This is a genomic window from Pseudomonas sp. UBA7500, from assembly GCF_002478435.1.
Lineage (GTDB): Bacteria > Pseudomonadota > Gammaproteobacteria > Pseudomonadales > Pseudomonadaceae > Aquipseudomonas > Aquipseudomonas palmensis.
The window spans coordinates 348,468-365,748 of record NZ_DLNW01000044.1; the positions used below are offsets into that span (position 1 = coordinate 348,468).

Below are 17,281 nucleotides of genomic sequence, written 5' to 3' on the forward strand. Positions count from 1 at the left end.
ACCTGCACCCTGTCCTGCTTCAGCCTGTACCTGCCCGCCTGCCGGCTGCACGGTAGCTGACCCTTTCCAAAAGACCCGTACCCGACCGTCTGTGCCGTTCACGCGCGCACCCGCACACTCGCGCGCATCTTCTGGATAAAAACAATGAATAGTCCCCAAGCTGCTGTTGGAAACTGCCTGGATGTGCAGTCGTTCATCAATGCCCAGCCGTTGTCGCGTTACCAATGGCGGGTGGTCATCCTGTGCTTTCTGATCGTGTTCCTCGACGGCCTGGACACCGCCGCAATGGGCTTCATTGCCCCGGCACTGTCCCAGGACTGGGGCATCGACCGCGCCAGCCTGGGCCCGGTGATGAGCGCCGCGCTGATCGGCATGGTGTTCGGTGCGCTGGGCTCGGGGCCGCTGGCCGACCGTTTCGGGCGCAAGGTGGTGCTGGTGGGCGCGGTGTTGCTGTTCGGCGCGTTCAGTCTGGCCTCGGCCTATGCCACCAACGTCGACCAGTTGCTGGTGCTGCGCTTTCTGACCGGCCTGGGCCTGGGCGCCGGCATGCCGAACGCCACCACGCTGCTGTCCGAATACACCCCCGAGCGGCACAAATCGTTGCTGGTCACCAGCATGTTCTGCGGCTTCAACCTGGGCATGGCCGGTGGCGGGTTCATTTCCGCCAAGCTGATCCCGATGTTCGGCTGGCACAGCCTGCTGCTGATCGGCGGCATCCTGCCGCTGCTGCTGGTGGTGGTACTGATGGTGTGGCTGCCGGAGTCGGCGCGTTACCTGGTGGTGCGCAACAAGGGCACCGACCGGGTACGCCGCACATTGGCGCCGATCGAGCCGGGCATCGTCAACCAGGCTGCCAGCTTCAGCGTGCCGGAACAGAAGACGGTCAAGGCGCGCAACGTGTTCGCGGTGATCTTCTCGGGCACCTACAGCGTCGGCACGCTGCTGTTGTGGCTGACCTATTTCATGGGCCTGGTGATCGTCTACCTGCTGACCAGCTGGCTGCCCACGCTGATGCGTGACAGCGGCGCGAGCATGGAGCAGGCGGCGTTCATCGGTGCGCTGTTCCAGTTCGGCGGCGTGCTCAGTGCGGTGGCGGTAGGCTGGGCGATGGACCGCTACAACCCGCACAAGGTGATCGGCACCTTCTACCTGCTGGCCGGGGTGTTCGCCTACGCGGTGGGCCAGAGCCTGGGCAACATCACGCTGTTGGCGACCCTGGTGCTGATTGCCGGCATGTGCGTGAACGGGGCGCAGTCGGCGATGCCGTCGCTGGCGGCGCGCTTCTACCCCACCCAGGGCCGCGCCACCGGCGTGTCGTGGATGCTGGGCATCGGCCGGTTTGGCGCGATTCTCGGGGCCTGGATGGGCGCCACGTTGCTGGGCCTGGGCTGGAACTTCGAACAGGTGCTGACGGCCCTGGTGATCCCGGCCGCGATCGCGACGGTGGCGGTGGTGATCAAGGGTGTGGTGAGCCACGCTGACGCGACCTGACCGGCTGGCAGTAGCGCCCCTATCGCGGGTCAAGCCCGCTCCCACATGGATCTCCACCGTACCTGTGGGAGCGGGCTTGACCCGCGATGGTTTGTGGATCCTTAGCACAACAACAATACGTTCGATAATCGAACGCTATGGCGATTATCGGATTGTACGGCCCAATGCGCCGCCTTAATCTGAGCTCATGCCGGTGCCGCCCAGAGGCACCTCTGAAACCGCTCTCCAGGAGTCTGCAATGGCTGAAATCCTCTCGCTCCACGACGCCGTGAAGCAGTTCGTCAACGACGGCGACAGCGTCGCCCTTGAAGGCTTCACGCATTTGATCCCGACCGCCGCCGGGCACGAAATCATTCGTCAGGGCAAGAAGGATCTGACCCTGGTGCGCATGACCCCCGACCTGATCTACGACCAGCTGATCGGCGCCGGCTGCGCCCGCAAGCTGATCTTCTCGTGGGGCGGCAACCCGGGTGTCGGGTCGCTGCACCGCCTGCGTGACGCGGTCGAGAAGCAGTGGCCGCACGCCATGGAAATCGAAGAACACAGCCACGCCGACCTCGCCAACGCCTACGTTGCCGGTGCCTCGGGCCTGCCGTTCGCGGTGCTGCGCGCCTACGCCGGCTCCGACCTGCCCAAGGTCAACCCGCTGATCAAGAGCGTGACCTGCCCGTTCACCGGTGAGGTGCTGGCCGCCGTGCCGTCGGTTCGCCCGGACGTCACCGTGATCCACGCGCAGAAGGCCGACCGCAAGGGCAACGTGCTGCTGTGGGGCATCCTGGGTGTGCAGAAGGAGGCCGCCCTGGCCGCCAAGCGCTGCATCGTCACCGTGGAAGAGATCGTCGACGACCTCAACGCGCCAATGAATGCCTGCGTGCTGCCCACCTGGGCACTGTCGGCCGTGTGCCTGGTACCGGGCGGGGCGCACCCGTCCTACGCGCACGGCTACTCCGAGCGTGACAACCGCTTCTACCAGGCCTGGGACCCGATTGCCCGCAGCCGTGAGACCTTCACCGCCTGGATCGACGAATACATTCGCGGCACCGCCGACTTCCCTGCCTTCAAGGCAAAACTGGCCAGCGCTTCGGAGGCTGCACAATGAGCTACTCCACCAATGAAATGATGACCGTTGCCGCTGCCCGCCGCCTGCGCAACGGCGCTGTGTGCTTCGTCGGCATCGGCCTGCCGTCCAAGGCCGCCAACCTGGCACGCCTGACCTCTTCGCCCGACGTGGTGCTGATCTACGAATCGGGCCCTATCGGCGCCAAGCCAACGGTACTGCCGCTGTCCATCGGTGACGGCGAGCTGGCCGAAACCGCCGATACCGTGGTGCCCACCGGCGAGATCTTCCGCTACTGGCTGCAGGGCGGGCGCATTGACGTGGGCTTTCTGGGCGCGGCCCAGGTCGACCGTTTCGGCAACATCAACACCACCGTGGTCGGCGACTACCACCAGCCCAAGGTACGCCTGCCGGGTGCCGGTGGCGCACCGGAAATCGCCGGCTCCGCCAAGACCGTGCTGATCATCCTCAAGCAGTCCTCGCGCGCCTTCGTCGACAAGCTCGACTTCATCACCTCGGTCGGCCACGGCGAAGGCGGCGACTCGCGCAAACGCCTGGGCCTGCCCGGTGCTGGCCCGGTGGGCATCATCACCGACCTGTGCATCATGGAACCTGAAGCCGGCAGCAACGAATTCGTGGTCACCTCGATTCACCCGGGTGTGACCCGCGAGCAGATCGTCGCCGCCACCGGCTGGGCGATCCGCTTTGCCGACAGCGTCGAAACCACCGTGGCGCCGAGCGAAGTCGAGCTGACTGCGCTGCGCGACCTCGAAGCGCGCACCGCGGCCGCCCACGGCCAAGCGCCGGGAGAAGCCTGATGCGTGACGTATTCATCTGCGACGCGATTCGCACCCCCATCGGCCGCTTCGGCGGCGCCCTGGCCGGCGTGCGCGCCGACGACCTGGCGGCGGTACCGCTCAAGGCGCTGATCGAGCGCAACCCCACGGTGCAATGGGACCAGCTCGACGAAGTGTTCTTCGGCTGCGCCAACCAGGCCGGTGAAGACAACCGCAACGTGGCGCGCATGGCCCTGCTGCTGGCCGGGCTGCCCGACAGCGTGCCGGGTGTGACCCTCAACCGCCTGTGCGCCTCGGGCATGGACGCCATCGGCACGGCGTTTCGCGCCATTGCCAGCGGCGAGATGGAGCTGGCGATTGCCGGCGGCGTCGAGTCGATGTCCCGTGCACCGTTCGTGATGGGCAAGGCCGAAAGCGCCTATTCGCGCAACATGACGCTGGAAGACACCACCATCGGCTGGCGCTTCATCAACCCGCTGATGAAGGCCCAGTACGGCGTGGACGCGATGCCACAGACCGCCGACAACGTGGCCGACGACTATCAGGTATCGCGCGCCGACCAGGATGCCTTCGCCCTGCGCAGCCAGCAGCGCACCGCCAAGGCCCAGGCCGCCGGCTACTTCGCCGAAGAGATCGTGCCGGTGCGCATCGCGCACAAGAAGGGCGAGACCGTGGTCGAGCACGACGAACACCCGCGCGCCGACACCACCCTCGAAGCCCTGGCCAGGCTCAAGCCGGTCAACGGCGCGGACAAGACGGTCACCGCCGGCAACGCCTCGGGCGTCAACGACGGCGCCGCGGCGCTGATACTGGCATCGGCCGAGGCGGTGCAAAAGCATGGCCTGACCCCGCGCGCGCGCGTGCTCGGCATGGCCAGTGCCGGCGTTGCCCCCCGGGTAATGGGCATCGGCCCGGTGCCGGCGGTGCGCAAGCTGATCGAGCGCCTGGGCGTGGCGGTCACCGATTTCGACGTGATCGAGCTCAACGAAGCGTTCGCCAGCCAAGGCCTGGCCGTGCTGCGCGAACTCGGCATTGCCGACGACGCGCCGCAGGTCAACCCCAACGGCGGCGCCATTGCCCTGGGTCACCCGTTGGGCATGAGCGGCGCACGCCTGGTGCTGACAGCGCTGCACCAGCTGGAGAAATCCGGCGGGCGCAAAGGCCTGGCGACCATGTGCGTGGGTGTCGGGCAGGGCCTGGCCCTGGCCATCGAGCGCGTGTAATCAATGACCCCGCTGCTGCGACCTCCACGCAAGGTCGGGGCAGCGGGGTGATTGTTCTGTGGAACGTGAGTGTTACCGAGTGTGTCTAGACTTCAGACATCCTTCCAGAGTGAATTGCCATGACTTCAATCCATTACACCGGCGAAGAACGCAGCAAACGCATTTTCGCCATCGTCGGTGCCTCCTCGGGCAACCTCGTGGAATGGTTCGACTTCTACGTCTATGCCTTCTGCGCGATCTACTTTGCCCCGGCTTTCTTCCCCTCCGACGACCCGACGGTGCAGCTGCTCAACACCGCTGGCGTGTTCGCCGCCGGGTTCCTGATGCGGCCCATCGGCGGCTGGCTGTTCGGCCGTGTGGCCGATCGCCACGGGCGCAAGAATTCGATGATGATCTCGGTGCTGATGATGTGCGCCGGCTCGCTGGTGATCGCCTGCCTGCCGACCTACGCCAGCATCGGTGCCTGGGCACCGGCGCTGCTGTTGCTGGCGCGGCTGTTCCAGGGCCTGTCGGTGGGCGGCGAATACGGCACCACCGCCACCTACATGAGCGAGGTGGCCCTGCGCGGCCAGCGCGGTTTCTTTGCTTCGTTCCAGTACGTGACCCTGATCGGCGGGCAACTGCTGGCGGTGCTGGTGGTGGTGATCCTGCAGCAACTGCTCACCGAAGATGAGCTGCGCGCCTGGGGCTGGCGCATCCCGTTCGTGGTGGGTGCCATCGCGGCGGTGATCTCGCTGTTCCTGCGTCGCTCGCTGGAAGAGACCAGCAGCGCCGAAACCCGCAACGACAAGGACGCCGGCAGCCTCGGCGGCCTGTTCCGCAACCACAAGGCGGCGTTCATCACCGTGCTTGGCTACACCGCCGGCGGCTCGCTGATCTTCTACACCTTCACCACCTACATGCAGAAGTACCTGGTGAACACTGCGGGCATGAGCGCCAAGACCGCCAGCTTCATCATGACCGGTGCACTGTTCCTGTACATGTGCATGCAGCCGCTGTTCGGCATGCTCTCGGACCGCATCGGCCGGCGCACCTCGATGCTCTGGTTCGGCGCCCTGGGCACCCTGTGCACGGTGCCGATCCTGCTTACCCTGAAAACCGTCACCAGCCCGTTCCTGGCCTTTGTGCTGATCACCCTGGCGCTGGCCATCGTGAGCTTCTACACCTCGATCAGCGGGCTGGTCAAAGCCGAGATGTTCCCGCCGCAGGTACGTGCGCTGGGCGTGGGCCTGGCCTACGCGGTGGCCAACGCGATCTTCGGCGGCTCGGCCGAATATGTGGCACTGGGGCTCAAGTCGCTGAACATGGAAAACGCCTTTTACTGGTACGTTACGGTGATGATGGCGATTGCCTTCCTGTTCAGCCTGCGCCTGCCCAAGCAGGCGGCGTACCTGCACCACGATCATTGAGAAGGACCACCGATGAACCAACGTCCGGGCAATCAGCTGTTCGATGCCTACTTCACCGCGCCGGCCATGCGCGCCGTGTTTTCCGACCGTGGCCGAGTGCAGGGCATGCTCGATTTCGAAGCCGCGCTGGCCCGCGCCGAGGCGGCGGTGGGGCTGATCCCGCAGGTGGCGGTGGCACCGATCGAAGCGGCCTGCCAGGCCGAGCGCTATGACTTCGCGGCCCTGGCCGAGGCCATCGCGGTGGCCGGCAACTCGGCCATCCCGCTGGTCAAGGCGCTGGGCAAGGTGATTGCCAGCGGCGTGCCCGAAGCCGAGCGCTTCGTGCACCTGGGCGCTACCAGCCAGGATGCGATGGACACCGGGCTGGTGCTGCAATTGCGCGATGCCCTGGGCCTGATCGAAGCCGACCTGGCGCGCCTGGCCGACAGCCTGGCGCACCAGGCGCTGCAGCATGCCGACACGCCGCTGGCCGGGCGCACCTGGCTGCAACATGCAACGCCCGTGACCCTGGGCATGAAGATCGCCGGCTGGCTCGGTGCACTCACCCGTCACCGTCATCGCCTGCAGGAGCTCAAGCCGCGCCTGCTGAGCCTGCAGTTCGGCGGCGCCTCCGGCACCCTGGCGGCGCTGGGCAACAAGGCATTGCCGGTGGCCGAGGCGCTGGCCGGGCAGCTCAGGCTGAGCCTGCCCGAGCAGCCCTGGCATACCCAGCGTGACCGCCTGGTGGAGTTCGCCTCGGTGCTGGGCATGATCGCCGGCAGCCTGGGCAAGCTGGGACGCGATGTGAGCCTGCTGATGCAGACCGAGGCGGCGGAGGTGTTCGAGCCTGCTGCGCCGGGCAAGGGCGGCTCGTCGACCATGCCGCACAAGCGCAACCCGGTGGGCGCGGCGGTGCTGATCGGCGCCGCTACCCGTGTACCGGGGCTGGTGTCCACGCTGTTCGCGGCAATGCCCCAGGAGCACGAGCGCAGCCTGGGCCTGTGGCATGCCGAATGGGAAACCCTGCCCGAGATCTGCTGCCTGGTGTCCGGCGCCCTGCGCCAGGCCCAGGTGATTGCCGAGGGCCTGGAGGTGGATGCTGCGCGCATGCGCCGCAACCTCGACCTGACCCAGGGCCTGGTGCTGGCCGAGGCGGTCAGCATCGTGCTGGCCCAGCGACTGGGCCGGGACACCGCACACCACCTGCTGGAAACCTGCTGCAAGCGTGCGGTGGCCGAACAGCGTCAGCTGCGCGACGTGCTGGGCGACGATCCGCAGGTGACTGCCGAGCTGTCGGCGGACGAACTCGACCGCCTGCTCGACCCTGCTCATTACCTGGGCCAGGCCCGCGTGTGGGTGGCGAGGGCGGTGGCTGAACACCAACAATTCAAGCGTTGAAGGAGGCCGTTGTGGCTAGCGTACAACTCGCTGATGGCGTACTGAACTACCGGCTCGACGGGCCCGAGGGCGCACCGGTGCTGGTGCTGTCCAACTCGCTGGGCACCGACCACACCATGTGGGACCCGCAACTGCCGGCATTTGCCGCGCATTTTCGGGTACTGCGCTACGACACTCGCGGGCATGGCCAGTCGCTGGTGACCGAGGGGCCGTACAGCATCGAGCAACTGGGGCGTGACGTGCTGGCACTGCTGGACGCGCTGAAGATCGAGCGGGCGCATTTCTGCGGCCTGTCCATGGGCGGGCTGATCGGGCAGTGGCTGGGCATCCATGCCGGCGAGCGCCTGAACCGCCTGATCGTGTGCAACACCGCAGCCAAGATCGGCAACGACGAGGTATGGAACCCGCGCATCGACATGGTGCTGCGCGACCGCGAGGCGGCGATGGTGGGGCTGCGCGACGCCTCCATCGAGCGCTGGTTCACCAAGGCCTATGCGCAGGCCAACCCGGACCAGGCCAAGCGCATCACCGACATGCTGGCGGGCACTTCGCCCGATGGCTATGCGGCCAACTGCGGCGCGGTGCGAGATGCGGACTTCCGGGACCAGCTGGGTGAGATCAAGGTGCCGCTGCTGGTGATTTCCGGCAGTGCCGATGCGGTCACGCCGCCGGCTGGCGGGCGCTTCATCCAGGAGCATGTGGTGGGTGCCGAGTATGCCGAGTTCCAGGCGGCGCACCTGTCCAACGTTGAAGTCGGCGCGCCGTTCAGCCGCCGCGTGATCGATTTTCTGCTGGCCCGCTGAGGAGTAGGTTGTGGACGAAAAAGAACGTTACGAGGCCGGCATGCAGGTGCGGCGTGCGGTACTGGGCGATGCCCATGTGGACCGCAGCCTGAGCAACCTCACCGAGTTCAACGGCGAGTTCCAGGAAATGATCACTCGGCACGCGTGGGGCGATATCTGGACGCGGCCGGGGTTGCCACGCCATACCCGCAGCCTGATCACCATCGCGATGCTGATCGGCATGAACCGCAATGAAGAGCTGAAGCTGCACTTGCGGGCGGCGGCGAACAACGGCGTGACCCGCGAAGAGATCAAGGAAGTGCTGATGCAGAGCGCGATCTATTGCGGGATCCCGGCGGCCAATGCCACGTTCCACCTGGCGGAGTCGGTGTGGGATGAACTGGGCGTCGAATCCCGCGCCTGATCTTGCGGGCCTCATCGCGGGTCAAGCCCGCTCCCACAGGTTCACCGCTGCCTTGAGGCTGGTGCATACCTTGTGGGAGCGGGCTTGACCCGCGATGGTGGCCCTCAGAGCAGCGCCTTTTTCGAGCGACTACCCACCGGCCCCGCATTCGCCTCGATCGACCGCTTCAACTCCCCGCGCAACCCCAGCACGAACGCCATCTCCGCCACCACGAACAACGGCCCCACGATCAGCCCGCTGATGTCGTCCACAAACGCCGGCTTGCGCCCCTCGTAATAGTGGCCGACGAACTGGATCACCCAGCCCACCACGAACAGCCCCAGCCCCGCACTCAGCCACACCAGCGTGCTTTGAACCGCCAGTACCTGCCCGGCCCACAGGCACAAGCCCAGCAACACGCTCATCAGCAACCCGAAGCGGGTGTCCAGGCGCAGGTAGAACCACGCCGACCACAGCGCCACCAGCAATGCAGGCGAAAGCCACACCCCGCCCAATGCCATGCCCGGACGCGACAGCAGCACCGTGACCGCCACCACGATCAGCGGGATACCCACGAAGTGCGTGGCGATGTTGCGTGGGTCGCGGTGGTAGGCCGCGTATTGACTCAGGTGCTCGACGAGGCTTTTCATTGTTGTTCCTCCTGTAGGATTGCCCGAGCTTGCCCTGCGCAGGCACCGTCGTCTGTCGGCTAGCCGACAGTGTCACCACGAGGCCCCCGATGAACGCTTCAACCTTGCGCCAGGGTCACTGGTTCAAACAGTTGCCCGCTACCCTGCAGGATAGCCTGCTGCACCTGGCCCGGCCCGTGAGCCTGGAGGCCGGCGCCTGCCTGTTCCAGCGCGGCGACCCGCCTTGCGGACTGTACGCGGTGCTCGAAGGCGCCATCCGCATCGGTGCGGTCAGCGCCCAGGGCAAGGAGGCGGTGCTGACCCTGATCGAGGCCCCGCACTGGTTCGGCGAGATCTGCCTGTTCGACGACCAGCCACGTACCCACGACGCCTATGCAGAAGGTGCCACCCACCTGCTGCGGGTGCCCCAGGGCGCGCTGGTGAAATTGCTGGATGCGCAACCGCATTACTGGCGTGAATTCGCCTTGCTGATGAGCCACAAGCTGCGCCTGGCCTTTGTCGCGCTGGAGCAGCAGAGCCTGATGAGTGCCGCGCCGCGGGTGGCCTACCGGCTGCTGCAGATCGCCGCCGGTTACGGCGAAGTGGAGGGGGCCAGGAGGGTGTTGCAATTGTCCCAGGAGCAACTGGCGCTGATGCTCGCGCTGTCGCGCCAGACCACCAACCAGATTCTCAAGGCGCTGGAGCAGGATGGCGTGCTGCGCCTGAGCTACGGCGAGATCGAGATTCTCGACCCCGCGCGCCTGGCACTGATGGCTAATCCGGCTGGAACGGCGACTGGCTGAGGATCACCCCGGTTTCCTCGACGTACTTCTGCCATTCGCCGAGCAGGGCCTGCAGCTTTGCCGGCTGCGCCTGCGCCAGGTCGTGGACCTCGCCGGGATCGATGCTCAGGTCGTACAGCTGCCAGGTGGCCGGCCCCACCGGGCCTGGAATGTACACCGCCTTCCAGTGCCCCTGGCGAATCGCCCGGCGCCCGAACAGCTCCCAGCCGGTGACGGTGTGCTCGTCGTGTACCTGCTCGGTCTCGCCCGACAGGTAGCCCAGCCACGACTTGCCGCGCAGCGGCGCCACGTCACGCCCGCGCCAGCGTTTGCCCGGGTGGCGGATGCCGGCCAGGTCCAGCAGGGTCGGGGTGATGTCCATCACGGTGCTGAACTGATGGCTGATCTGCCCCTGGCGCGCCAGTGCCGGGTAGTGCAGCAGGGCCGGCACGCGAATGCCGCCCTCGGTGGTGAAGGCCTTGAACAGCCGCGACGGTGCGGTGGCCGCCTGGGCCCAGTGCGGGCCGTACCACACGTAGGAGTTGGCGCGGCCGATGTTGTCCAGGCTGTTGTCGTAGTGCTGGTCCAGGTAGCTGGCCAGGTGCGGGCCGAACTTGGGGAAGGCTTCGAGCAGCGCGCCCTCGGCACCGTTGTCGGACATGAACAGCACCAGGGTGTTGTCCAGCAGGCCCTGGTTGCGCAGGTAGCCGAGCACCCGGCCGATGTTCCAGTCCATGCGCTCGACCATCGCCGCGTACACCTCCATGGCGCGTGCCGAGCGCTGGCGCTGTTCGTCGCTCAGCGCCTGCCATTGTTCATCCACCGGGTGCGCCTGCACCTCGGCGCCGATCAGGCCCAGGGCGCGCAGTTTTTCCAGGCGCTCCTGGCGCAGTACTTCGGGCCCGGCGTCGTAGCGACCCTTGTAGCGCGCCACCACCTCGGCCGGCGCCTGCAACGGCCAGTGCGGCGCGGAGAACGGCAGGTAGGCGAAGAACGGCCGGCTCTGGTCGCGCTCCTTGAGGTACTGCAGCAACTTGTCGCCGAAGGCGTCGGAGGAATAGAAGCCCTCGGGTAGCGCTTCGACGAAGGTGTCGTCCTCGATGTACAGCGCCGGGGTCGACTTGAGCAGGCCGGGGGTGTGTTCGTCGTAGGTGGGTTCGAAGCCATAGTGGTTGGCCGCGCCCGGCAGCAGCGCGAACGAACGTTCGAAGCCACGCGCATGTGGCGCCAGCTCGGCCTTCAGGCCCAGGTGCCACTTGCCGCTCATCAGCGTCTGGTAGCCGGCCTCGCGCAGCAGTTCGGGCAGCGCCACCACGCGGTCGTTGAGGTAGCCCTCGTAGCCCGGCTTGCCGATCAGCTCCGGGGTCAGCGCCTCGGCCATGGTGCCGATGCCGGCGATGTGGTGGTCGGTACCGGTCAGCAGCATCGAGCGGGTCGGCGAGCAGGTGGGCGCGGTATGGAAGTCGGTCAGGCGCAGGCCGGCAGTGGCCAGGGCGTCCAGGTGCGGCGTGGCAATTTCGCCGCCGAAGGCACCCAGGTCGGAAAAGCCCAGGTCGTCGGCAACGATGATCAGGAAGTTGGGGCGTTGGCTCATGGTCGGCACTCAGCAGGCAAGATAGGTCAGAGGCAGGTCGCGGATCTGCTCCACTGCGGGCGGCAGGTAGCGCTCATCGTGGGTCAGTTCGTGCAGCAGGGTTTCGCGCAGGCGGTGGAACGCCAGGCTGGCGCGCTGGCGCGGGTGCGGCAGGTCGACCTCGACGATGCGCTTGATCCGCCCCGGGCGCGGTTCGAGCACCACCACGCGGTCGGCCAGGAATATCGCTTCCTCGACATCGTGGGTTACCAGCAGGGTGGTGATGCGCGCCCGTTCGCGAATGGCCAGCAGTTCGTCCTGCATCTGCTGGCGGGTAAGGGCGTCGAGGGCGCCGAAGGGTTCGTCCAGCAGCAGGATGCGCGGGCTGGCCACCAGCCCGCGGGCAATCGCCACGCGCTGGGCCATGCCGCCCGAGAGCTGGTGCGGGTAGGCCTGGGCAAAGTCTTCGAGGCCCACCAGGCTGATGAAGTCGGCCACCCGCCGGGCGCGCCGGGTGCGCTCCAGGCCCTCGTTGACCAGGCCCAGGTCGATGTTCTCGGCCACCGTCAGCCAGGGGAACAGGCGGTGCTCCTGGAACACGATGCCGCGTTCGCTGCCGATGCCGTGCACCGGCTGGCCGTCGATCAGGATCTGCCCCTGGTACTCGGCGTCCAGGCCCACCAGCAGGCGCAGCAGGGTGGACTTGCCGCAGCCGCTGGCGCCGACGATGGCGACGAATTCGCCGTCGGCGATCTGCAGGTTGAAATCGCGGATCGCTTCCAGTTCGCCGTCGGCCACGCTGAAGCGCTTGCCGACCTGGTTGAAGCTGACCCGTGGGTGAGCGAGTGCGTTCATGCCCGTCTCCAGCGCGTGGCGCGCAGTTCGATGTGTTGTCCGACGGCGCCGAGCAGGGCGCCGGTGAGGCCGACCAGCAGCATGCCGGCCATGATCAGGTCCATGCGCAGCAGTTGCTGGGCGCCGATCATCAGGCTGCCGATGCCACCGCCGGAGGGCATGAAGTACTCGGCGCCGATGGTGCCCAGCCAGGCGTAGATCAGGCCGACCCGCAACCCGGCGAAGATGCCCGGCGCGGCGCCTGGTAGCACCAGCCTGCGCAGGCGCTGGGCACCGCTCAGGCGTAGCACGCGGGCGGCTTCGTCGAGCTGCGCAGGCAGGCTGGCAACCGCGCGCTGGGTGGCGATGAACAGCGGGAAGAATGCCGCCAGGCCGACGAATACCCATTTGGCCAGTTCGCCCAGGCCGAACCAGGCGGTCAGCAGCGGCACCCAGGCGAAGATCGCGATCTGGCGCAGCCCGGCCAGGCTCGGGCCCAGCAGGCGCTCGGCGCGGCGCGACAGGCCCAGCAACAGGCCGAAGGCAAAGCCCAGGCTGCCGCCCAGCAGCAGGCCGCCCAGCGCTCGCCCGACGCTGACGGCCAGCGCGCCGCTCAAGGTGCCGTCGAGCACGCCGGCCCAGGTGCTGTGCACCACCTCCAGCGGCGCCACCAGAATGTTCGCATCGACCCAACCGTACTGGCTTGCCAGTTGCCACAGCACCAGCAGCGCCAGCGGCAGGCCCAGGGCATGCAGGCGCTGCCAGCCACGCAGCGGGCGCACCCGCAGTTGTGCGGTGGCCGGGTGCGGCCAGTGCAGCAGGCGGCGGTCGAGCCAGCCCAGGCCGCGGTCCATCAGCAGCCCGAGCACGCCGATCACGGCGATGCACACGAACACGATGTCGAGCATGAACAGTTGCCGTGCCCACACCATCAGGTAGCCCAGGCCTTCGCTGGAGGCCAGCAGCTCGACCGCCAGCAGCGAGGTCCAGCCGGCCGCCAGGGCCAGGCGCACACCGGCCAGAAACGCCGGCAACGCAGCGGGCAGGATCAGCCGGCGAACCAGCAGGTGCGTGGGCAGGCGCAGTACCGCCGCCGCTTCGCGCAGGCGCGGTTGGGCATCGCGCACGCCCACCAGGGTGTGCAGGGTCACCGGCACGATCACCGCCTTGACCAGCACCACCAGCTTGAGCACTTCGCCGATGCCGAACAGCACCATGAACAGCGGCACCCAGGCCAGCGTGGGGATCTGCGCCAGGGCGTTGAAAGTCGGCAGTACCAGGCGTTCGGCGCGCTGGCTGAAGCCCAGCCAGGCGCCGAGCACCGCACCGGCCCCGACCCCGGCCACCAGCCCCAGCAGCAGGCGTTGCAGGCTGATGGCCAGGTGCGCCCACACCTCGCCGCGACCCAGTTCCACGGCGCTGTCCCATACCAGCGCAGGCGGTGGCAGTATCTGCTCGCTCATCCAGTGGTTGCGGCTGGCCAGCCACCACACCGCCGCCAGCAGCAGGGGCAGATACCAGGCTTGCAGGCGCTGCCAGGGCAGGCTGCGCAGACGCGGCAGGCCAGGGGCGGGGGCCAGTGAGGAAAGGGCGGTACGGGTCATGCAGGCCTCGCTATTTGTATATTTCTTATGGGTATATGCAGAAGAAATTACATTCGATTGAGCGATAAGAACTGCATTTAAAGCCGCTGACTCGCCGCGCAGCCAATGCATTCGAAGCATATTTTGGTTGTGTGAAATGCATAGCCCGCAGGGCCGGGCCTGACAGGGCTTATATGTAATCTTGTTATTAAAATGTAATTTAATAGTATTTAAAGATTGGCATCCGCTATGGGTAGCGTGGCCGCACCATTACAAGGAGCTGTGTGCCATGAACCTGTCGATCAATCGTGTTTTCAGCCTGTTCGCCACCCCCGCACTGGCCGCCGTGATCGGCTGGATGCCGACACTGGCGCAGGGCGCCGAGCTCAAGCAGATCCGCATCGCGGTGCCCGACCTGAGTGCCGGCACCCAGCATTCGGGCGGTGGCATCACCGACGTGCTGCAACAGCAACAGCTGCTGGAGAAAGCCTTCGCCGCCGACGGCATCAGCATCCAGTGGAGCTACTTCAAGGGTGCGGGGCCAGTCATCAACGAGGCGTTCGCCAATGGCCAGGTGGACTTCGCCTACCTGGGCGACCTGGCGGCGATCATCGGCAAGGCCAATGGCGTCGACACCCGCCTGGTGGCCGCCACCGCGCGCGGGGTCAAGCACTACCTTGGGGTGGTGCCGGGCAGCGGCATCAAGACCCTGCAGGACCTCAAGGGCAAGCGCGTGGCCGTGTTCCGTGGCACCGCCACGCAGCTTTCGTTCGATGCCGCGCTGGCCAGCCAGGGCCTGAGCGAGAAGGACCTCAAGGTCATCAACCTGGATTTCAGCGCGGCTATCGCCGCCCTGGCGGCCAGGCAGATCGACGCCACCTGGGGCTCCACCGGCATCAGTGCGCTGGCCGATCGCGGCCTGGCCGAACTGCCGCTCAATACCCGCGATCTGGGCGGGGCGGGCAATGTGCAGGCGGTGCTGGTGGCCGCCGGTGCCTTCGTCGATGCGTACCCGGCAGTGGTCGAGAAGTTCGTCGCCGCGCAGCAGCCGGCGGTGCAATGGCTGACCGACGATGCCAACAAGGACGCCTACATCCAGCTGGTGTCGGAGCGTGCCAGCTACCCGCCGGCGATCCTGCAGCGTGACCTCAGCCAGGAGCGCCTGAGCGCGGTGTTCGACTCTACCCTGGACCCCGACTTTCTCGCCCGCCTGCAAGCCTCGGTGGACCTCGCCGCGCAGCAGCGCCTGATTCGCAAACCGTTCAAGGTCGACCAGTGGCTGGCGCCGCAGGCTACCCGACCAGCGCCTGTGGCGCAGGCTGGCGGTCAAGGTTGATCAGGGTCTCGATCATCGCCCGCGCCGCAGGGGACAGGCGGTAGCCGCTGCGGCTGACGATGCCGCAGCGGGCATTGAAGCTGTCGAGGTTGGCCGGCAGGTTGCGCCAGTGCAGGCGCACCAGTTCGCCGGCCTGCACCGCCGCGCCGTAGGCCTCTTCGCTGCCGATGCCGATGGCATTGGTGCCGAGCACGATCTTGAGCAGGGTGGGTTGGTGCTCGCTCTGGATCTGCGGCGAAAAGTCGGTCTTGCCGCTGAGGTTGGCCAGCAGCTTGCGCACCCCCGGCGGAATCAGCGAACAGGCCAGCGGGTAGTCGAACATGTCGTTGGTCGACAGGCTGTCCTTGGCCAGCAGCGGGTGCCCGGGGCGGCAGAAGAACAGGCCGCGGCGCGGGGTCAGGGCCAGGGTCTGGAAGTTGGGGTCGGCTTCGAAGTGGCGGATGTCGGCGACGAAGAACTCGATCTCTTCGCGGCTCAGCGCCCGGCTGAGCGTTTCCCAGTTTGAGACCTCGAAATGCGTGCGCACCTTGGGGTGGGCGTTGATGAACTGCGCCACCGCCTGCGGCACCAGGTTCACCGCCGGTGCAGGGCCGCAGCCAAAGCGCAGCTCGCCGGCATCGAGCTTGGTCATCTGCTGCACCTCGCTGCTCAGCTGCGCCGCGCCCTGCACCAGGCGCAGGGCGTGCTGCAGCACCACCTGGCCTTCGGGCGTGGGGCGCAGATCCTTGTTGGCGCGGTCCACCAGCACACAGCCGAACTCCTGCTCCAGGCCCTGGATACTGCGGCTGAAGGCGGGCTGGGTGATGCCCATGGCGTCGGCGGCGCGCACGAAACTGCGGTGTTCGGTGAGGGCGATGAAGTAGCGCAGTTGGCGAAGATCCATATGCTTTTCCGGCATTCCAAAAATAGGGCGAAGGTATTTGCCGCCCCGGGAGTCTGGGTTTTAAATGCAAGCTCTTATTCCGTCAATGAAGCACTTGCATATCTGTTAGAGCTTATTTGCATATAGATAGCGCCAGAGTTTCATCGGCACTTACCGTGACGCAACCGATGAGGGACGAACCATGAGCAACGCCGCATTTGCCGCAGCACCTGTCAGCCATGCGCTGGAGATTCATCCGGTGGCCGGGCGCATCGGTGCCGAAATTCGTGGGGTGACACTGGGCGCCGACCTGGCCCCGGCGGTGGTGGAGGCGATCCAGGCCGCGCTGGTGCAGCACAAGGTGATCTTCTTCAGGGGCCAGACGCAGCTGGACGACCAGACCCAGGAGGCCTTCGCGCACCTGCTGGGCGAGCCCATCGCGCACCCGACCGTGCCGGTGCGCGATGGCACCCGCTACCTGCTGGAACTCGATGGCGGGCAAGGGCGTCGGGCCAACTCCTGGCACACCGACGTGACCTTCGTCGAGGCGTACCCCAAGGCGTCGATCCTGCGTTCGGTGGTGGCGCCGGCGTCGGGGGGCGATACGGTGTGGGCCAATACCGCCAGCGCGTACGATGACCTGTCACCGGCCTTGCAGGCGCTGGCCGAGCAGTTGTGGGCGGTGCACAGCAACGAGTACGACTATGCCGCGACCAAGCCGAACGTGAGCCTCGAGCAGTTGGAGAACTACCGCAAGGTGTTCACTTCGACGGTGTACGAGACCGAGCATCCGGTGGTGCGGGTGCACCCGGTGAGCGGTGAGAAGCACCTGCTGCTGGGGCATTTCGTGAAGCGCATCAAGGGCTATTCGAAGGCCGATTCGGATCACCTGTTCAACCTGCTGCAGAGCCATGTGACGCGCCTGGAGAACACCGTGCGCTGGCGCTGGCAGGCCGGGGACGTGGCGATCTGGGACAACCGCGCGACCCAGCATTATGCGGTGGATGACTACGGTACCCAGGGGCGTGTGGTGCGTCGGGTGACGCTGCAGGGGGATGTGCCGGTGGGGGTGCAGGGGCAGCGTAGCCGCACCATCAAGGGGCAGGATGTGGGCTGATGGGGCTGGCCTCATCGCGGGTCAAG

General features: G+C 66.8%; 16 protein-coding genes. 11 read left to right on the forward strand and 5 right to left on the reverse strand.

Features of this window, described 5'->3' with window-relative positions:
• The first annotated feature begins 144 nt into the window (after window positions 1–144).
• The 8 genes from B4I46_RS18730 (at window position 145) to pcaC (ending at window position 8,560) form a co-directional block, all read left to right on the forward strand.
• Complete coding sequence (locus B4I46_RS18730) at window positions 145–1,491, forward strand: MFS transporter (RefSeq protein WP_043860748.1); 1,347 nt, start codon at window positions 145–147, stop codon at window positions 1,489–1,491.
• Between the two features lie 238 nt (window positions 1,492–1,729).
• A complete protein-coding gene (locus tag B4I46_RS18735) occupies window positions 1,730–2,590 on the forward strand; it encodes a CoA transferase subunit A (RefSeq protein ID WP_043860749.1) in 861 nt (286 codons plus the stop codon).
• A complete protein-coding gene (locus tag B4I46_RS18740; protein WP_043860750.1) occupies window positions 2,587–3,366 on the forward strand; it encodes a CoA-transferase subunit beta in 780 nt (259 codons plus the stop codon). The genes B4I46_RS18735 and B4I46_RS18740 overlap by 4 nt, the downstream gene beginning before the upstream one ends.
• Window positions 3,363–4,568 carry a 3-oxoadipyl-CoA thiolase gene (pcaF, locus tag B4I46_RS18745; RefSeq protein ID WP_286901368.1) on the forward strand — a complete coding sequence of 402 codons (1,206 nt, stop codon included), beginning with the start codon at window positions 3,363–3,365 and terminating at the stop codon, window positions 4,566–4,568. Before B4I46_RS18740 ends, pcaF begins: the two co-directional genes overlap by 4 nt.
• Before the next feature lie 119 nt (window positions 4,569–4,687).
• Window positions 4,688–5,977, forward strand: a complete 1,290-nt coding sequence (locus B4I46_RS18750) for an MFS family transporter (RefSeq protein WP_054914806.1) — start codon at window positions 4,688–4,690, stop codon at window positions 5,975–5,977.
• A gap of 12 nt (window positions 5,978–5,989) precedes the next feature.
• Window positions 5,990–7,354 carry a 3-carboxy-cis,cis-muconate cycloisomerase gene (locus tag B4I46_RS18755; RefSeq protein ID WP_286901299.1) on the forward strand — a complete coding sequence of 455 codons (1,365 nt, stop codon included), beginning with the start codon at window positions 5,990–5,992 and terminating at the stop codon, window positions 7,352–7,354.
• A gap of 11 nt (window positions 7,355–7,365) precedes the next feature.
• The gene (gene pcaD / locus B4I46_RS18760) at window positions 7,366–8,157 is read left to right on the forward strand and encodes a 3-oxoadipate enol-lactonase (protein ID WP_054914805.1); all 792 of its coding nucleotides are present in this window, start codon (window positions 7,366–7,368) and stop codon (window positions 8,155–8,157) included.
• A gap of 10 nt (window positions 8,158–8,167) precedes the next feature.
• Window positions 8,168–8,560 carry a 4-carboxymuconolactone decarboxylase gene (gene pcaC, locus B4I46_RS18765; RefSeq protein WP_043860755.1) on the forward strand — a complete coding sequence of 131 codons (393 nt, stop codon included), beginning with the start codon at window positions 8,168–8,170 and terminating at the stop codon, window positions 8,558–8,560.
• A 104-nt stretch (window positions 8,561–8,664) separates the two neighbouring features.
• Here pcaC and B4I46_RS18770 read toward each other — a convergent pair whose 3' ends face one another.
• A complete protein-coding gene (locus tag B4I46_RS18770) occupies window positions 8,665–9,189 on the reverse strand; it encodes a DUF962 domain-containing protein (RefSeq protein WP_286901301.1) in 525 nt (174 codons plus the stop codon).
• Between the two features lie 89 nt (window positions 9,190–9,278).
• On the opposite strand from B4I46_RS18770, the gene B4I46_RS18775 reads away from it, so the two are divergent.
• Window positions 9,279–9,971 carry a Crp/Fnr family transcriptional regulator gene (locus B4I46_RS18775; protein ID WP_286901303.1) on the forward strand — a complete coding sequence of 231 codons (693 nt, stop codon included), beginning with the start codon at window positions 9,279–9,281 and terminating at the stop codon, window positions 9,969–9,971.
• Here B4I46_RS18775 and B4I46_RS18780 read toward each other — a convergent pair.
• Genes B4I46_RS18780 through B4I46_RS18790 form a run of 3 tightly spaced genes read right to left on the reverse strand, consistent with a single transcriptional unit; the run spans window position 9,943 to window position 13,961 of the window.
• On the reverse strand, window positions 9,943–11,544 hold the full coding sequence (locus tag B4I46_RS18780; RefSeq protein WP_054914802.1) for an arylsulfatase: 1,602 nt from the start codon (window positions 11,542–11,544) through the stop codon (window positions 9,943–9,945). The genes B4I46_RS18775 and B4I46_RS18780 overlap by 29 nt on opposite strands.
• Window positions 11,545–11,553: 9 nt before the next feature.
• Window positions 11,554–12,378 (reverse strand): ABC transporter ATP-binding protein, encoded by an 825-nt coding sequence (locus B4I46_RS18785; RefSeq protein ID WP_043860759.1) that lies wholly within the window; start codon window positions 12,376–12,378, stop codon window positions 11,554–11,556.
• Window positions 12,375–13,961, reverse strand: coding sequence for an ABC transporter permease (locus B4I46_RS18790; RefSeq protein WP_210014877.1), 1,587 nt, complete (start codon window positions 13,959–13,961; stop codon window positions 12,375–12,377). Before B4I46_RS18790 ends, B4I46_RS18785 begins: the two co-directional genes overlap by 4 nt.
• Before the next feature lie 268 nt (window positions 13,962–14,229).
• On the opposite strand from B4I46_RS18790, the gene B4I46_RS18795 reads away from it, so the two are divergent.
• On the forward strand, window positions 14,230–15,276 hold the full coding sequence (locus B4I46_RS18795) for an ABC transporter substrate-binding protein (protein WP_278929981.1): 1,047 nt from the start codon (window positions 14,230–14,232) through the stop codon (window positions 15,274–15,276).
• On the opposite strand, the gene B4I46_RS18800 is transcribed toward B4I46_RS18795, so the two are convergent.
• Entirely contained in the window at window positions 15,233–16,159 is a 927-nt protein-coding gene (locus B4I46_RS18800; protein ID WP_088515518.1) for a LysR family transcriptional regulator, read from the reverse strand. The two genes, B4I46_RS18795 and B4I46_RS18800, sit on opposite strands and share 44 nt — an antisense overlap.
• 181 nt (window positions 16,160–16,340) lie before the next feature.
• On the opposite strand from B4I46_RS18800, the gene B4I46_RS18805 reads away from it, so the two are divergent.
• The gene (locus B4I46_RS18805; protein WP_043860763.1) at window positions 16,341–17,255 is read left to right on the forward strand and encodes a TauD/TfdA dioxygenase family protein; all 915 of its coding nucleotides are present in this window, start codon (window positions 16,341–16,343) and stop codon (window positions 17,253–17,255) included.
• The last annotated feature ends 26 nt before the right edge of the window (window positions 17,256–17,281 follow it).

What these genes read in the sequence shown, in the direction of transcription:
- B4I46_RS18730 (WP_043860748.1), top strand. Translation starts at nt 145, where the DNA reads ATGAATAGTCCCCAAGCTGCTGTTGGAAACTGCCTGGATGTGCAGTCG.
- B4I46_RS18800 (WP_088515518.1), bottom strand. Translation starts at nt 16,159, where the DNA reads ATGGATCTTCGCCAACTGCGCTACTTCATCGCCCTCACCGAACACCGC.
- B4I46_RS18780 (WP_054914802.1), bottom strand. Translation starts at nt 11,544, where the DNA reads ATGAGCCAACGCCCCAACTTCCTGATCATCGTTGCCGACGACCTGGGC.
- B4I46_RS18740 (WP_043860750.1), top strand. Translation starts at nt 2,587, where the DNA reads ATGAGCTACTCCACCAATGAAATGATGACCGTTGCCGCTGCCCGCCGC.
- B4I46_RS18790 (WP_210014877.1), bottom strand. Translation starts at nt 13,961, where the DNA reads ATGACCCGTACCGCCCTTTCCTCACTGGCCCCCGCCCCTGGCCTGCCG.
- B4I46_RS18770 (WP_286901301.1), bottom strand. Translation starts at nt 9,189, where the DNA reads ATGAAAAGCCTCGTCGAGCACCTGAGTCAATACGCGGCCTACCACCGC.
- B4I46_RS18735 (WP_043860749.1), top strand. Translation starts at nt 1,730, where the DNA reads ATGGCTGAAATCCTCTCGCTCCACGACGCCGTGAAGCAGTTCGTCAAC.
- B4I46_RS18755 (WP_286901299.1), top strand. Translation starts at nt 5,990, where the DNA reads ATGAACCAACGTCCGGGCAATCAGCTGTTCGATGCCTACTTCACCGCG.
- B4I46_RS18775 (WP_286901303.1), top strand. Translation starts at nt 9,279, where the DNA reads ATGAACGCTTCAACCTTGCGCCAGGGTCACTGGTTCAAACAGTTGCCC.
- B4I46_RS18785 (WP_043860759.1), bottom strand. Translation starts at nt 12,378, where the DNA reads ATGAACGCACTCGCTCACCCACGGGTCAGCTTCAACCAGGTCGGCAAG.
- B4I46_RS18750 (WP_054914806.1), top strand. Translation starts at nt 4,688, where the DNA reads ATGACTTCAATCCATTACACCGGCGAAGAACGCAGCAAACGCATTTTC.
- B4I46_RS18795 (WP_278929981.1), top strand. Translation starts at nt 14,230, where the DNA reads ATGAACCTGTCGATCAATCGTGTTTTCAGCCTGTTCGCCACCCCCGCA.
- B4I46_RS18805 (WP_043860763.1), top strand. Translation starts at nt 16,341, where the DNA reads ATGAGCAACGCCGCATTTGCCGCAGCACCTGTCAGCCATGCGCTGGAG.